The sequence below is a fragment of the Methylobacterium sp. 37f genome, assembly GCF_023093475.1.
In the GTDB taxonomy this organism is placed as follows: domain Bacteria; phylum Pseudomonadota; class Alphaproteobacteria; order Rhizobiales; family Beijerinckiaceae; genus Methylobacterium.
This window is the reverse complement of sequence record NZ_JAGHKN010000063.1, coordinates 1-14,835: the sequence shown is the minus strand read 5'-3', so window position 1 is coordinate 14,835 and position 14,835 is coordinate 1. Positions and strand designations below refer to the sequence as shown.

Here is a 14,835-nt window from a genome sequence, read left to right as displayed (position 1 = left end):
GCCCCCGCACCGGCGGCCCTCGCGCCGGCCGGGCGCTATGAGATCACCACCATCGGCGAAGGCGCCGATTTCACCGGCTGCATGGCGCTGAACGAGCTTGCGGGCCTCGCCCTTGTGGCGGTCGGGCCGAGTCTCGGCCTCATCGCCACCTCGGCGAAGTTCCCCTTCCCGAAGGGCAGTGCCGTCGCGGGCGCCTGGACGGTGGATGGGGCCGGGGCCACCGACTTCGCCGCCAAGATCGACACCGCTCGGACCGTCTCGATCGATGTCCCCAACACCGTCGAAGCGGTGACGCGGCTCACCACCGGCAAGAGCCTCGTGATCCAGGCGAACGGCATCGCGGTGCCCTTCGCCCTCGGCCCGATGCAGCAGGCCTTCACCGACCTGTCGACCTGCATGGGGACCAAGAAGGCGCCGTAACGCGAGGCCGCATCGGCGGGGCGCCCCATCCAGCCCCCTCTCCTGAAAGGCAAAGCCGACCGCAGGCGCCAGTTTGCACGCCGAACAGTCTTGTAAGGCTCACCGTCATCCCGGGGCCGCGCAGCGGAACCCGGGACCCAGAAACACAGGTGATGCAAAGCTTTGAACGATCGGCGGCACAAAACATAACGCCGTCGGCGGCTCTGGATTGCACGCCGATGGCGCCCCCCTTCGGGGCCGGGCTCGCCTTCGGCGCCTCGGAATGACGGCGTGTCCCCCTCTACGATCGCGCCTCTTTTCCAAGAGGCCTGCCGTCCGACAGACGGGACCTGTTCGTGCGTGAAGCCGCGTGGTTCGATCGGGCGGGTACGAGGAGCGGTTCGCTGCGCCCACCGAGACCCAGCACCGGAGGCCGATCTGCGCTCAGCCGTTCCAGAATAAAGTCCTAATTATATACCTGACAAAGCAGACATTGGCTTCCCGAGCGCGTACAAATGGTTGGCTCAAACCATTGACGCAGCAGGTGAGTTCGCCATGCCGGACGAAGAAAAATTACAGGAATTTAATCTAAGTCGCTGTTCTGTGATAATCACGTCCGAACAGATGGAGCGCGCGGGGGCTGCGGTAAGTGGTTCAGGTTTGGTTGGTCGGACCACGCCTCAGTGGGAAGCCTATGAACTCGTAAGCGATGTTCTTCAGGCGATATTTCCGGCCGGCTTTGTCGTGGACCCGGAAGAATATCAAGGGATAGCGTAGCTAAATCGGTGATGTTACTTATCGCAATTATAAGTTTACTATAAGTAATGCCGCCATCAAGATCCTCTGCGGATTTTATTGCACCATCCGAGAGAACGAATTGTCGATAAGTCGCAGTTTCCTGGATCATGTTGTAGTGGACATGGCCATGGGCCATGGCGTTTCTAAAAGTAGAATATTTTCTAGATTTACTGAGTACGGACTTTAAGAAGTGCTTTGTGTCCGCGAGATTATCTGTAGCGTCAATTGCGGCATACAAGAGATCAAGCTTTGGGCGGAAGCTTGTCGTTGAATAGAAAATAGCCCTTCCCATGTGCTCGCTCATGCCGGTCGCGACACAGAACCAAAGACCTAGTACGTTCTCCAGCTCGGCCCATTGGAGCATGGCTCGTCCAAAGGCGGCTTCAAACTCGTTCTGCGCTTTGAGCTGAGCGTCTATATCAATGGTAGGCGGTAGGGGATTTTCAGACATGACAGACCGTAGGGGCGAACCGAAGACGGTCGTTAAAGGCTCACAACTAAGCGAAGCCGACAAGGAAGCGGCTAGCAAGGAAGCTGTTAGCTTTAAGCCTGACGAAGCGCGAATGAGCGAGATCGCTAAGCGGCTGCTGACGACGCCTCCGCGAAACAAAGAGCGTGATCGGCCAACGGAATGATTTTCCCGCCCGGGTGCTGGCGCCCAACAATTTTGGTGTTGGATGAGATATTGGACGGGCATTGGACGGCCCTTGCGCTGATCCGCGAATCATGTCAGACAGATCATGCGAAAACGATCCGGTCTTGGGGACCGGATCGTTTAGCTCCCGCGAGGGAGGGTTGGCAGAGCGGCTTAATGCACTGGACTCAAAATCCAGCGGGGTACTTCACTACCCCCGTGGGTTCGAACCCCACACCCTCCGCGCGCGGCGAAAGAGCTGGTCTGAGACGGGCACACAGAACCACATCTGTGCGGCCTTGTCCAGCGTTGTCTGGAGAGGTCCGATGAATGATTTCCTTGAGCAGCGCATTAAAGCGAAAGAGGGAGCTCTCACCAAGCTTTCTCGCCAGATAAGAGATCTTCAGAAAACCCGTGCTGAAACGGAAGCTGAGATCCGAGCCTACCGCGATGTCCTTCAACACGTTTCTGGTGGCGGATCAGAGTTTCCGCCCGTTGACGACGAGGTTGATGTAAAGGCCGCCTCGTCAAGGATATCAGACACTTGGCGTGAAATTCTTGTTGAGGTAGCCAAAGCCTACCCGGCGGCGTTATCAATTGATGATTTCCGAGATATCATTAGAAAGCTGGGTAGGGACGTTTCCGATCTTACATTAAGATCACAACTCTCTTTATATAAGCAGAGAAAATGGCTCAACAACGTTGGAACGGGTCTGTATAAAATAACTGAAAAGGGCGCAGAAGCGGTAAGCTATCCGGTCTTAATCTTTGAAGAAGACGAAGATGTAAACTCGCTCGTTGGATAAGAGCGCCTCAATTGTTGGCATGTCTGTGCATTAAGCGATATTATCGCATTTGCACAGACATGTTTTACCATCGGTCATTGCGGTTCCTGAGCCAGCGCAAACGCCTTTCAGCCATGTAAGTGTCGACCGGCCTCGTCAATCCGCCGATAAGTCAAGCGCTTGCCAGCAAGGCCCTGGGCCAGCTGGCAGGTACGCTCGTAATCGCTGAAACCAAGCTTGGTGCGGTGTTTGTAACGGAAATCGAATTCCGCGAGGTAGCGGTGCAGGTGCTTCTCAGCGCAGTGCTGATAGATGCCCTTCATGCCGCGCTTAAAGATGCTGAAATAGCCCTCAATCGTGTTGCTATGGACCTCGCCACGAACGTACTCGCCGACCGAGTGCTTGACCGTAGAGTGCTCCACGAAGTGCGCCGATAGGCCGGTGTAAAGGCGGCTTTCGTCGGTGAAGAACTTCGACTCCTTGGCGATGTTCTCCTTCACAATCGCGGTCACGGCCACCTTGTCGGCAACGCCGGGATGAAACGAGCGGACGGAGCCGCCACGCTCAACCAGTGACACGATCGCGAGCTTGTTTGACGGGCCAGAGCGACCGCCCTTCGTGTAGGGCAAGCCCTTACGCTTCGGAGAGGGGCGGGCTTCCTCTGTCTTGCCGAAATAGGTCTCGTCGGCTTCCACGATCTTGCCTTCGCCTCCAATCGGACCCGCGCCGGGACCGGGACGCATGGCCTCGCGGATGCGGTGAGCAAGGAACCATGCCGTCTTGTAGGTGACGCCGAGCATGCGGTGTAGCTGGTGGGCGCTCATGCCCTTCTTCGAAGCCGACATGAGATGCATCGCCATTACCCACTTGTTCAGCGGGATTTTGGAACGCTCCATGACCGTGCCAACCGTGACAGTGAACTGCTCGCGGCACTCGTTGCACTGATAGACGCCGGGGCGATGGGACTTGCCGGCTAAGGCTCGGATCTTCGCCTGATCGGCATTGCCACAGTGCGGGCAGACCCAACCATCCGCCCAACGCTGCGACTCAAGCCACGTGCGGGCGGCGGTTACGTCGGTGAAGCGGGGGTCCGATAGGTTCATGGCAAAGCGTGTCCGTTCGATAGATAGGACTTACCCCCTCATTCGTGCTTTGTCACGTATATAATTGCGAATAAAGTCCGAAATTAGGACTTTATGTTTGACAGCGCGACGCTCCTGGGGTATCAAGAGCCTACGCTCCATAAGTGTGAATGACGGGGAGGCGGCGGTGGCGAAGCTCGAGCCGATCGTCGCGTCGATCCGGGATGCCGTCGCGGCGGCCATGCGGGACACCGCGCGTCCCGTCACCGCCATCGCGGCCGAGACCGGCGTGCGGGTCACCACCATCCGGACCTGGAACAAGCGCTACGGCTGGCGCCCGACCGCGGCGACGGCCTCCACGGCCTTCACGCCCGAGCGGTGGAAGCCGGAACGGCGGGCGGCGGTGGCGCGGCTCTACCGCGAGGATTGGATCGACATCGGCGACCTCGCGCTGGCGCTCGGCACGGCCCGGCACCGGGCCGAGGCCCTGTTCGCGCAATGCGGCCTGGAGGGGCGCCGGCCCGGCGAGGTCGGGCGTGCCCTGGGGCGGGAGGCCGATCCCCGCCGGATGCGGGCGGCGCTCCGCGCCCAGATCGCCCGGCAGATCCTGCTCTTCGATGCCGCGCTGAACGGGGTGGCGGGCACGCAGGCCTCCGCTGGCGACCGGGCCTCCGCTGGCGACCGGGCCTTCGACAGCGCTCGCGTGCTGCGGGACCTCGGCGGCCTGAAGCGCCTGCTCGACGAGACCACCGACGATACGGCGGGAGGAAGCGATGGAGCAGGCTCCGGCGACGACGAGGCGGCCGCCCGCGACGGGCCGGACGGCGATCTGCCCGCCCTGCGCGCGGAGATCGCGCGGCGCGCTGCGGCGCTCTGCGGCGAGCGGGCGGATGCCGGCCCTGCTGGAGAGCCTGCCGCCGCCCCTGATCCGGGCGCTGGCGACGGACTGGCTGCTGACGGCGCGGGATGACCAGCTGCCGCCCTGCCCCGGCCTCGATCATTGGACCACCTGGGCGGTGATCGGCGGGCGCGGGGCGGGCAAGACCCGCACCGGTGCCGAGTGGGTCCGGGCCCTGGCGCTCGGCGACCCGGCCTTCACCCGGCGGCCGGTGGGGCGCATCGCCCTGATCGGCGAGACCTTCGCGGATGTGCGCGACGTGATGGTGGACGGGCCCTCCGGCCTCCTCGGCCTCACCGGTCGGCGGCCGCGCTGGTCGCCCTCGCGCCGACGCCTCGAATGGGACAACGGCGCGGTCGGCCTCGTCTTCTCGGCCGAGGAGCCGGATTCCCTGCGCGGGCCGCAATTCGGGGCGGCCTGGTCCGACGAGATCGCCAAGTGGCGCTACGCCGAGGCCGCCTACGACATGATCCAGTTCGGCCTGCGCCTCGGGCACCGCCCGCGCGGCCTCGTCACCACCACGCCCCGGCCGATCCCGCTGCTGCGGCGAATCCTGACGGATTCGCGGACGGTGGTCAGCCGGGCGCGCACCGCCGACAACGCCGCCAACCTCGCGCCGTCCTTCCTCGACGCGGTGGTGGGGCGCTACGCGGGCACCCGCCTCGGGCGCCAGGAACTCGACGGCGAGCTGATCGAGGACCGGGCCGATGCCCTGTGGACCCGCGACGGCCTCGAGGCCCACCGGGTCCCGCGGGCGCCGGGGGATTTGCGCCGCATCGTCGTGGCGATCGACCCGCCGGCCTCCTCTCGGGCCGGGGCCGATGCCTGCGGGATCGTCGCGGCCGGGCTCGACGCCGCCGGCCACGCCTACGTGCTCGCCGACGCCACCCTCGCCCGGGCGGCGCCGGAAGCCTGGGCCTCGGCGGCCCTGGCGCTCTACCATCGGCTCTCCGCCGACGGCCTCGTGGTCGAGGTCAACCAGGGGGGCGAGATGGCGATCGCCGTCCTGGCCCAGGTCGATGCCGCCGTGCCGGTGACGGCCGTGCGGGCCACGCGGGGCAAGTACCTGCGGGCCGAGCCGGTCTCGGTGCTGTACGCGCAGGGACGCGTCCACCATGTCGGCGCCCTGCCGGACCTGGAGGACGAACTCTGCGATTTCGGCCCGGACGGCCTCTCCTCCGGGGCCTCGCCCGACCGCCTCGACGCCCTGGTCTGGGCGCTGACGCACCTGCTGCTGCGGAGCGCGCCGGAGCCGCGCATCCGGCGGCTCTGACACCCGACCGACTCTCATCGCTTCCGCGAGGCCCCGATGGCGAACCTCCTCTCCCGGCTCGTGCGCCGCGCCGCGCCCGACACCAAGGCGGCCCCCGTGCCGGGCCTCGGTGTCGCCTTCTACGGCGAGGGTCGGCCCTCGTGGACGCCGCGCGACATCGGAGCGCTGGCCCGCGAGGGGTTCCAGCGCAACGCCATCGTCCACCGGGCGGTGCGGCTGGTCGCCGAGGCCGCCGCGAGCCTGCCGCTCGGACGGGTGGGCGAAAGCGCCGCCGGACCCCATCCGCTGGAGACGCTGTTGGCCCGGCCGAACCCGCGCCAGGGCGGGGCGGGACTGCTCGAAGCGCTGTACGGGCACCTGATGGTTTCCGGCAACGCCTACCTCCAGGCGACGGGCCTCGACGGCGTGCCGCGCGAGCTGCACGCGCTCCGGCCCGACCGGATGCGGGTGGTGCCCGGCCCCGACGGCTGGCCGGTGGCCTACGATTACGCGGTCGGCGGGCGCATTCTGCGCTTCGACCAGGTGACGGAGGGCGTGGCCCCGATCCTCCATCTCACCCTGTTCCACCCGACCGACGACCATTACGGCCTCTCGCCGATGGAGGCGGCGGCGGTGGCCCTCGACATCCACAACGCGGCCGGCGCCTGGAACAAGGCGCTCCTCGACAACGCGGCGCGGCCATCCGGCGCGCTGGTGTTCGCCACCGCCGCCGGCTCGACCCTGAGCGACGCGCAGTTCAGCCGGCTCAAGGGCGAGCTGGAGGCCAATTACCAGGGCGCCGGCAATGCCGGGCGGCCGCTGCTGCTGGAGGGCGGGCTCGATTGGAAGCCCCTGGCGCTCTCGCCCAAGGACATGGATTTCGTGGAGGCCAAGAGCGGCGCGGCCCGCGAGATCGCCCTGGCCTTCGGCGTGCCGCCCCTGCTGCTCGGCCTGCCCGGCGACAACACCCTGGCGAATTACGCCGAAGCCAACCGCGCCTTCTACCGCCAGACCGTGATCCCCCTGGTGCGCCGCACCGCCGAGGCCCTGGCCCATTGGCTCGCACCCGCCTTCGGCCCCATCCGCCTGGAACCGGACCTCGACGCCATCGAGGCCCTGGCGCCCGAGCGCGAGAGCCTGTGGCGCCGGGTCCAGGCGGCGGATTTCCTGACCGAGGCGGAAAAGCGCGAGGCGGTGGGCTACGGGCCGCGTTAGAGTTTGTCAGGGATCGGTGGAAACCGGTTATCCCGACACGACAAGCGAACAGGAAAGACGTGAGAATCTGCCTGGTTCAGACTGGACCCGACGGAGTCTTGGGATCGGCCTGCGTTCCACCCGAGCCGCGGGTCCGATCCTTCAGGGCCCCTCCGGACCCGACGGTTCTCGTGCGGACATCCCCCGTCCCGCCTGCGCAGACCCGGAGCAGGTCACGAACGCAACCGGATAGGCCGGAACGTGTCGGTCCTCGGAGAGGAAGACGGCGTCCTCGGCTTTCGCCTGGGCGATGAGCAGGTGATCCCACGGGTCCCCATGGTGCCGGGGAAGGTCGCCGAGTGCCAGCAGATGTGCTGGCGTGATCCCGACCACTTCGAAGCCCTGGTTCCGAACCGCGTCGAGGATGTCGCCGAGATCGGCCCTCAGCTTACCGACGCGCACCTTCACTTGGATCTCCCAGAGCGAGGCAACCGAGACGAGAACGTCGTTGGTGGGGTCTGCGATCAGGTCCCGAGCGGCCGGACCGAGCTTCGGGTCCGCGAGCAGCCACCAGAGCAGGGCATGCGTGTCGAGGAGAAGTTTCATTCCTCCTCGGTCTCCGAGACCTCTCCGTCCATCGCACGTCCCTCCATGGCGGCCAGCAACTCGGGCGGCAGGACATCGAAATCCGGCGCCATCTCGATCTGCCCGCGCAGCGTGCCAGGCCTGCGCCGGGGCAAGGGCTGGGGCGGGTGAACGATCGCGATGACCTCGTCGCGGGCGGTCACCGCGAAGGAAGCGCCATGACGGACCTGGCGCATGAAGCCGGAAAAATTACCGCGAAATTCGCGCACGCCGACTTTGGGGAGCGCGCGCGGAACCGTCTTGTCGTCCTGGGCCATGCTCTGCCTCCACCGTGTACACACGATGTGTCCACATTTGGCGCGAACGGTCAACGGGACGTGCCATCAGGCCGTCCGGACTCGATCACCACGGCCATCCGGCCTCTGCCGGGTTCTTGACCTCTCGCAGATTCGTCGGCCCGCGCGGCTCGGACGACGAGCCGGGCGCGGGCGGTTCGAATTCCAACTCATGCGGCGGAGCCCCCCATGGACGGCCACTTCACCGGCTATGCCAGCTTGTTCGGCGTGCCCGATCTCGGGCGCGATGTGGTGGCGCCCGGCGCCTTCGCGCAGAGCCTCGCGGCGCGCGGCGTCGCCGGCGTCCGCATGCTGTGGCAGCACGATCCGGCCGAGCCGGTCAGGCGCTGGCTCAGCCTGCGGGAGGATGCCCGGGGCCTGCGCGTCGCCGGCCAGCTCAACCTCGGGGTCCAGCGCGCCCGGGAACTCGACGCCCTGCTGCGCGACGGTTCGCTCGACGGGCTCTCGATCGGGTTTCGCACGCTGCGCGCCCGGCCCGAGCGCGGCGGCAACCGCCGGCTCGAGGCGATCGACCTGTGGGAGATCTCGCTGGTGACCTTCCCGCTCCAGGCCGGCGCACGGATCACCGCGCCGGCCCAGGCCGCTGCCACGCCAAATCAGGCCGCTGCCACGCCAAATCAGGCTGCCGCGGCTCGCATCCGCGCGGGCATCGCCCTGGCCAACGACATCCGGGCCCTGGCCCACCGCATGGCGCCGCACCGGCGCGCGGCTTCTCCCTCCACCCGGCCCGGGCCTCGGCCCGGCGCCATCCTGCCCGCCCGCTCAGCGAGGTTCGCATGACCGTTCAGATTCCCGGCCAGATTCCCGGCCACCCCCAGCGTTCGGCACCCGAGGTGAAAGGCCTGCTGCCGCCCCTGGAGGACAAGGCCGCCACCACCGCCGACCCGGCGGTGGGCACCGCGCTGACCGACCTCTCCCGCGCCTTCGAGGCCTTCAAGGAGACCAACGACGCCCGTCTGGCCGAACTCGAGGGCCGCGCCCCCGGCGACGTCCTCACCGAGGAGAAGCTCGCCCGCATCGACGCCGCCCTCGACACGGCCCGCACCCGCCTCGACCGGCTCACCCTCGACCACCGCCGCCCGCCCCTGGGCGGCGGCGCGCCGGCTCCGCGCGACGGGGCCAGCATCGAGCACAAGGCGGCCTTCGACCTTTACGTCCGGGCCGGCGAGAGCGGCGGCCTCAAGCGCCTGGAGGCGAAGGCCCTCTCGGCCGGCTCCGGCCCGGATGGCGGCTACCTCGTGCCGGCCGAGGTCGAGCGCATGGTGCTGACCCGGCTCTCCAACCTGTCGCCGATCCGGGCGCTGGCCACCGTGCGGGTCATCTCGTCGGGCCAGTACAAGCGCGCAGTCTCGGTGCGGGATGCCGTCTCGGGCTGGGTCGCCGAGACCGCGCCCCGGCCGCAGACCGACACCCCGGTCCTGTCCGAGCTGAGCTTCCCCGCCATGGAACTCTACGCCATGCCGGCGGCGACCCAGACGCTGCTCGACGACGCCATCGTCGACATCGACGCCTGGCTCGCCGACGAGGTCGAGACCGCCTTCGCCGAGCAGGAGAGCACCGCCTTCGTCACCGGCAACGGCGTCAGCCGCCCGCGCGGCTTCCTCAGCTACGAGACGGTGGCCAACACCGCCTGGGTGCCGGGCAAGCTCGGGACGGTGTCGACCGGCGTCGCCGGCGCCTTCCCGGCGGCGAACCCGTCGGACGTGCTGTTCGACCTCGTCTATGCCCTGCGCGCCGGCTACCGGCAGAACGCCACCTTCGTGATGAACCGGCGCGTGCAGGCCACGATCCGCAAGTTCAAGGATCAGGACGGCAACTACCTGTGGCAGCCGCCGCTGGCGGCCGGGGCCGCCGCGACCCTGCTGGGCTTCCCCGTCTCGGAGGCCGAGGCGATGCCGAACGCCGCCGCCGGCAGCCTCTCGGTGGCGTTCGGCGATTTCCGCCGCGGCTACCTCGTGGTCGACCGGGCCGGCCTGCGGGTGCTGCGCGACCCCTACTCGGCCAAGCCTTACGTGCTGTTCTACACCACCAAGCGCGTCGGCGGCGGCGTGCAGGACTTCGACGCGCTCAAGCTCCTGGCCTTCGCGGCCTGACACCGGCGCCCCGGACCTTCGGGTCCGGGGACTCCTCGCGACTCTTGAAGCTCCTGAGGCTCCCGGGACCCCTGGAGCGGCGCGGGCGACACGGCCCTGGTCTTGATGAAACGGAAACGCTGTCGCGCGATCGTCAGACCAAGATGTGGATACACTCGGGCGCGGCAGGAAATTCAAGACGCACGCGGGCGCTTAAACAGTTCCGGGGCGCTCCCGCCGGCCGGAGACCTGTCGTCGCGGCGGCGCCCGCGCTCGAAGGGGGCACCATGGACCAGACCAACCGCCGCATGTTTCTCGGCGCGCTCGCGGCCGGAGGCAGCCTGGCCGCCGGCGGGGCACGGGCGGTGGAGGACGGCCATGCGTCGGGAGCCGACGTGGCCCCCGATTCCACCTTCCTGCGCACGATCCCGCGTAAAGCCGGCACCGCGCCCGCCTTCACGGCCTCCCTCGACGGCGGACCGATCAAGGCGACCTCGGGCGGCTGGGCGCGGGAGATCACCACGCACCAGCTTCCCATCGCCACCGGGATCGCGGGCGCCCACATCTTCCTCAATGCGGGCGGCGTGCGCGAGATGCATTGGCACGCCTCGGCCGAGTGGGGCTACATCATCGCCGGCCATTGCCAGGCGACGGTGATCGACGAGGCCGGCGAGATGGAGGTCGTCAACTTCGGACCCGGCGACACCTGGTACTTCCCGGGCGGCCACGCGCACGCGATCCAGACCCTCGGGACCGAGCCGTGCCATGCCATCCTGGCCTTCGACGACGGCCTGTTCGGCGAGCACGGGACCTTCGGGCTGACCGACTGGATGAGCCGGATCGACCCCACCCTCCTACGCGGCGCCCTCAATGTGCCGGAGGCGACGCTGGCGGCCCTGCCGGGCGGCGAGACCTACATCATCCAGGGGCCGGTCGTACCCCGCGACAGCGTGGCCGCGCGGGCCGAGCGCCTCCTGCCGCCGGCGCGCAGCCATCGCTTCGCGCTGGCCGATGCCGCCGCATGCGCCGAGGGCGCCGGCTCGGCGATGCGGGTGGCGCCCGCCGGCGCCTTCCCGGTCTCGTCGGGGATGACCGGCTTTCTGGTGCGCCTCGCGCCGGGCGCGGTGCACGCCCCTCACTGGCACACGCGCGCGAACGAGTGGCACTACGTGGTGCGGGGCCGGACGCGCGTCACGCTGTTCGCGCAGGACAAGCACATGGGCGTGGCCGAGCTTGGGCCGGGCGACTGCGCCTACCTGCCCCGCGCCTGCGGACATTCGGTGGAGAACATCGGTGCCGAGACCGCCGAAATCGTCGGCGCGCACGACAGCGGCCTCTTCGACGAAACCTTGCTGGCGACCTGGCTGGCCCGGGTGCCGCGCCCGATGCTCGCCGCCAATCTCGGCGTCCGTGAACAGGCGGTTGCCGGGTTCCCGTCGGTGGCCCAGACCTTCAGCCGACCGGTGAAGGACCGCACCTGAGACCCGCATGACGGGGTGGCGTCGACGCCTGACTGGGGTCGCGCCGGCGCAGACCGGATCAGCGCCGGCCGGGCTTGGCCATCCAGTCCGAGCGGGTGGCGCCGATCGAGGCGCCGGAGGGCATGCGGGCGAACTCGGCGGCGCGCTGGCTGATCCAGCCCGCATGCTCGCCCGTGGGGGTCACGGCGGTGAAGCCGCCGCAGGCGGTGCGGGCCTTGCGGTCCTGGCGCATGGCGCCGCTCGACCAGCTCACCACCCCGACGATCTGGTAGCCGCCGGGGACGGCGCGCAGGATCGGTCCGCCGGAATCGCCGAGGCAGGCGCCGGCCCCCGCCGTCTCGGCCATGCGGCGGCGGTCGGTGACCACCGTGACCCGGTTGGCGACCTGAAGCGAGCCGATCGAGACGAGATGGGCCTGGCGCAGGGTGCGGGCGGTGTTGCGCCGGTTCTCCGCGACGACGCCGAAGCCGGCGATGTCGACGGCGTCGCCGGTGTTGATGGCGCCGCCGCGCGGGTCGAGGGGCAGGAAGTCGTCGCTCAGGGGTTCGGCCAGCTTGATCAGGGCGAGGTCGATTCCCGGCTGGTCCTCCGGCGTGGTGCCGGGCACGAAATCCGGGTGCATGGAGGCCGCGATGGCGTTGATGCGGCGTGAGCGGAAGGCCCGGTCGACCGCCACCACGCTGTAGCCGGCCTGGTGCATCACGCAATGGGCGGCGGTGAGCACGAGGTCGCGGGCGATCAGGGTGCCCGAGCAGATCTCGCCCTGGGTGCTCTCGATCCGCACCACCGAGGCGCGCAGCCCGTTGGGATCGCGCGAGACCTCACCGTTGATCACCGCCGAGGCCGGCGTCCCGAGGGCCCCCAGCACGAGCGCGGCCCCGGCCAGGGACGCCGCCGTGCGGCCCGTTCCGAAGGAGGCGGCTTGGATAAGAGCGGCTTGGATGAGGGCAGACGGGCGCGGCGCGGTCGGCAACATCGTGTCTCTCCCGCGTCCGGCGATGGTCTGGACGTGAACGGAACGGAGCGTACCGGAACGCAATGGCTCGGCCAAGCTCTGGTTCCGCCCGCCGGCCGATCACCGCAGGTCGAGGGTCACGCGGCGGCGCGGGCGCTCAGGGGGCGGACCAGCGCGCGGCACTCTGCCAGCCCTCCAGGGTGCGGTCGATCCAGGCCTGCTGCGGGGCCAGCAGGATGCCCTGCGAGATGCCGCCGCAGGCTTTCCCGGCGACCCAGGCCGAGACCGCCAGGACGGCCGGTCCGGCGGCGATCGGGCCGCCGCTGTCGCCGTGGCAGGCGCTCGCCCCGCCGGGGCCGGCGCCGAGCCAGACCAGAATGCGGCTCGGGCCGTGCGGCGCGACCACGCCGAGATCGACGCTGCGATAGGTGCCGGTGCTGCGGGCATCGCCCGGGGCCGCGACGCCGTAGCCCGAGAGCGTCAGGCGCTCGCCCGCGCCCGGCATCGTGGCGCTCAAGGTCGCCGGCACGAACCGGGCCGGCAGGGGGGCCGCGAGGCGCACCAGGGCGAGGTCGATGGAGCGGCGGCGGCCCGCCACCGCGCCGGCATCGTAGCCGGGGTGGAGGGCGCGGGCGGCGATCTCGGCCAGCACCGGCGCGCCGGCCGCGTCCTTGTAATGCACCCGGTGCTCGGCCCGGGCCGCAACGCAGTGAGCCGCGGTGAGCACCGCATCGGCCGCCACCACGATGCCGGTGCAGACGCCGCCGTTCGAGGACAGCACCATCACGGCCGAGGCCGCCGCCTCCGGGGCCGGGCGCCCGCCCACCACCGCGCCCGCCGGTCCGGCGGCAGCCAGCCAGGCCAGGGCGCCCGGCAATGCCAGGCGGACAAGCGGCCTCGATCCGCGCGCCATCGCGATCCTTCCTTCGAATGTCCCAGACGGAGACGACGATGACCCCGATACGCGTCGATGCCGCCATCGTCGAGCCGGTCACGCTCGCCGAGATGCGCGTCTACCTGCGCCTCGATCCCGACGACGGCGGAGCCGAGAACGCCCTGGTGGAGAGCCTGATCGCGAGCGCCCGGGCGCAGGTGGAACTGGCCGCCGGCCGCATCCTGGTGCCCGGCCGCTATCGCCTGATGCTCACGGCCTGGCCGCGCGACGGCCGGCTGCCGCTACCCCTGAGCCCCGTGGTGGCCGTGGCGCGGGCGGGGCTGGTCGACGGCGCGGGCCTCGTCATCGATCTGGCGCCCGGTTTGGTGCGGGTCGGGGCGGACCCCATCGAGGCGCCGGGCCTCATCATCGATCCGACCGTGCCGGCGCTCAATGAACGCGCTGCCCTGATCGAGGTCGATGCCGGGCACGGGGGCGCCGGGCCGCCGATCCCACCGGGTCTGGTCCAGGCGATCCGGCTCCTCGTCGCGCACGCCTTCGAGCATCGCGGCGACGGCCCCGGCGACGGGTCGCCGCCGCCGGCGATCGCCGCCCTGATCGACCCGCTGCGCCGCCTGCGCCTGTAGCGCCGTTTCCCGGAGATCGTCCCATGGCTGACCCCTCGACCGGCGTACCGATCGGCGCGCGGCGCCGCCGTTTCGTGCTCGAACGCCCGCTGGAGGAGCCCGACGGCTTCGGCGGCGTGGTGCGCCGCTACGTCGCCGGGCCGCTGCTGTGGGGCGCGATCGAACCGCTGCGGCCCGTTGCGCGGACGCGCTTCGGGTGGGCCGAGGCGGTCGCCACCCACCGGATCCGATTCCGGTTCGGACCCGAGATCACCCCGGCGATGCGGCTCGCGAGCGGGCCGCGCCGCTTCGCCATCCAGAGCGCGGGCGACCCGGACGGGCGCCGGCGCGAGGTGGTCTGCCAGGTCGAGGAACTCGTCGGCGAGGCCGGTGCCGCATGAGTCTGCCCCCCTCCCCCACCAGCCCGCTGCTCGCCCTGCGCGCCGCGATCCTGGCCTATCTCGCCACCGACGCCGCCCTGGCCCGCCTGATGGGCGGCTCCGTGCGCCTCGGCGACGAGCCGCCGCGCGGCAGCGCCCCCGTCTACGCCCTGTTCGGCGATGCCGAGATCCGCGACGATTCCGTCGACGGCACCCGGCGCCACCGGCACGCCCTCGGGGTGACCGTGTTCGCCCGGCCCGGCTCGATCCGCAGCGCGGTCGATGCCGCCGAGCGCATCGCCGACCTGCTGTACGACGCGCCGCTAAGCCTCGCCGGCCACACCCTCGTGCGCCTCGACATGGAGGCCATCGCGGTGCGGCGCGACCCCGCCAGCGGCGAGGCCCGCGCCACCCTGACCCTGCGGGCGATCACGGAGCGCCGGCCCGCCTGATCCCCCCTCCCC

17 protein-coding genes and 1 tRNA gene are annotated in these 14,835 nt (G+C 69.4%); 12 read left to right on the top strand and 6 right to left on the bottom strand.

Translation table 11 applies throughout. The annotated features are described in order from the left end of the window. Positions 1 to 420, top strand: a 420-nt coding sequence (locus J7U37_RS23945) for a hypothetical protein (RefSeq protein ID WP_247637360.1), incomplete at its 5' end; no start/stop codon positions are given. A 589-nt stretch (positions 421 to 1,009) separates the two neighbouring features. On the opposite strand, the gene J7U37_RS23940 is transcribed toward J7U37_RS23945, so the two are convergent. Continuing rightward, entirely contained in the window at positions 1,010 to 1,648 is a 639-nt protein-coding gene (locus tag J7U37_RS23940) for a hypothetical protein (RefSeq protein ID WP_247637359.1), read from the bottom strand. A gap of 338 nt (positions 1,649 to 1,986) precedes the next feature. On the opposite strand from J7U37_RS23940, the gene J7U37_RS23935 reads away from it, so the two are divergent. Together J7U37_RS23935 and J7U37_RS23930 are read left to right on the top strand one after the other, a co-directional pair. Beyond that, positions 1,987 to 2,075: transfer RNA gene (locus J7U37_RS23935), tRNA-Leu, on the top strand. A gap of 82 nt (positions 2,076 to 2,157) precedes the next feature. Further along, complete coding sequence (locus tag J7U37_RS23930) at positions 2,158 to 2,637, top strand: hypothetical protein (protein WP_247637358.1); 480 nt, start codon at positions 2,158 to 2,160, stop codon at positions 2,635 to 2,637. A gap of 107 nt (positions 2,638 to 2,744) precedes the next feature. Here the strand turns inward: J7U37_RS23930 and J7U37_RS23925 are convergent, their stop codons facing one another. Next, on the bottom strand, positions 2,745 to 3,719 hold the full coding sequence (locus J7U37_RS23925; RefSeq protein WP_247637357.1) for an IS1595 family transposase: 975 nt from the start codon (positions 3,717 to 3,719) through the stop codon (positions 2,745 to 2,747). Between the two features lie 166 nt (positions 3,720 to 3,885). Between J7U37_RS23925 and J7U37_RS23920 the strand changes: the two genes are divergently transcribed. The 3 genes from J7U37_RS23920 to J7U37_RS23910 are packed head-to-tail and all read left to right on the top strand — an operon-like array spanning position 3,886 to position 7,063. Continuing rightward, on the top strand, positions 3,886 to 4,668 hold the full coding sequence (locus J7U37_RS23920) for a hypothetical protein (protein ID WP_200935856.1): 783 nt from the start codon (positions 3,886 to 3,888) through the stop codon (positions 4,666 to 4,668). Then, positions 4,589 to 5,869, top strand: a complete 1,281-nt coding sequence (locus tag J7U37_RS23915; RefSeq protein ID WP_247637356.1) for a terminase family protein — start codon at positions 4,589 to 4,591, stop codon at positions 5,867 to 5,869. The genes J7U37_RS23920 and J7U37_RS23915 overlap by 80 nt, the downstream gene beginning before the upstream one ends. Positions 5,870 to 5,905: 36 nt before the next feature. Continuing rightward, complete coding sequence (locus tag J7U37_RS23910) at positions 5,906 to 7,063, top strand: phage portal protein (RefSeq protein ID WP_247637355.1); 1,158 nt, start codon at positions 5,906 to 5,908, stop codon at positions 7,061 to 7,063. A 141-nt stretch (positions 7,064 to 7,204) separates the two neighbouring features. Here J7U37_RS23910 and J7U37_RS23905 read toward each other — a convergent pair whose 3' ends face one another. Then, positions 7,205 to 7,648 (bottom strand): type II toxin-antitoxin system VapC family toxin, encoded by a 444-nt coding sequence (locus tag J7U37_RS23905; RefSeq protein ID WP_247637354.1) that lies wholly within the window; start codon positions 7,646 to 7,648, stop codon positions 7,205 to 7,207. Then, positions 7,645 to 7,944, bottom strand: coding sequence for a hypothetical protein (locus J7U37_RS23900; protein ID WP_056178592.1), 300 nt, complete (start codon positions 7,942 to 7,944; stop codon positions 7,645 to 7,647). Before J7U37_RS23900 ends, J7U37_RS23905 begins: the two co-directional genes overlap by 4 nt. Before the next feature lie 207 nt (positions 7,945 to 8,151). On the opposite strand from J7U37_RS23900, the gene J7U37_RS23895 reads away from it, so the two are divergent. The 3 genes from J7U37_RS23895 (at position 8,152) to J7U37_RS23885 (ending at position 11,536) form a co-directional block, all read left to right on the top strand. Next, positions 8,152 to 8,763 (top strand): HK97 family phage prohead protease, encoded by a 612-nt coding sequence (locus J7U37_RS23895; RefSeq protein WP_247637353.1) that lies wholly within the window; start codon positions 8,152 to 8,154, stop codon positions 8,761 to 8,763. Next, positions 8,760 to 10,076 carry a phage major capsid protein gene (locus tag J7U37_RS23890; RefSeq protein ID WP_247637352.1) on the top strand — a complete coding sequence of 439 codons (1,317 nt, stop codon included), beginning with the start codon at positions 8,760 to 8,762 and terminating at the stop codon, positions 10,074 to 10,076. The genes J7U37_RS23895 and J7U37_RS23890 overlap by 4 nt, the downstream gene beginning before the upstream one ends. A gap of 266 nt (positions 10,077 to 10,342) precedes the next feature. Next, a complete protein-coding gene (locus J7U37_RS23885; protein WP_247637351.1) occupies positions 10,343 to 11,536 on the top strand; it encodes a cupin domain-containing protein in 1,194 nt (397 codons plus the stop codon). 58 nt (positions 11,537 to 11,594) lie between these two features. Here the strand turns inward: J7U37_RS23885 and J7U37_RS23880 are convergent, their stop codons facing one another. Continuing rightward, positions 11,595 to 12,512: a trypsin-like serine protease gene (locus tag J7U37_RS23880; RefSeq protein ID WP_247637350.1), complete on the bottom strand. Its 918-nt coding sequence runs from the start codon at positions 12,510 to 12,512 to the stop codon at positions 11,595 to 11,597. Positions 12,513 to 12,648: 136 nt separating this feature from the next. Beyond that, positions 12,649 to 13,404, bottom strand: coding sequence for a trypsin-like serine protease (locus J7U37_RS23875; protein WP_247637349.1), 756 nt, complete (start codon positions 13,402 to 13,404; stop codon positions 12,649 to 12,651). 38 nt (positions 13,405 to 13,442) lie between these two features. Between J7U37_RS23875 and J7U37_RS23870 the strand changes: the two genes are divergently transcribed. The 3 genes from J7U37_RS23870 to J7U37_RS23860 are packed head-to-tail and all read left to right on the top strand — an operon-like array spanning position 13,443 to position 14,823. Next, positions 13,443 to 14,012 carry a hypothetical protein gene (locus tag J7U37_RS23870; RefSeq protein ID WP_247637348.1) on the top strand — a complete coding sequence of 190 codons (570 nt, stop codon included), beginning with the start codon at positions 13,443 to 13,445 and terminating at the stop codon, positions 14,010 to 14,012. Between the two features lie 23 nt (positions 14,013 to 14,035). Then, on the top strand, positions 14,036 to 14,392 hold the full coding sequence (locus tag J7U37_RS23865) for a head-tail adaptor protein (RefSeq protein WP_247637347.1): 357 nt from the start codon (positions 14,036 to 14,038) through the stop codon (positions 14,390 to 14,392). Beyond that, entirely contained in the window at positions 14,389 to 14,823 is a 435-nt protein-coding gene (locus J7U37_RS23860) for a DUF3168 domain-containing protein (RefSeq protein ID WP_247637346.1), read from the top strand. Before J7U37_RS23865 ends, J7U37_RS23860 begins: the two co-directional genes overlap by 4 nt. The last annotated feature ends 12 nt before the right edge of the window (positions 14,824 to 14,835 follow it).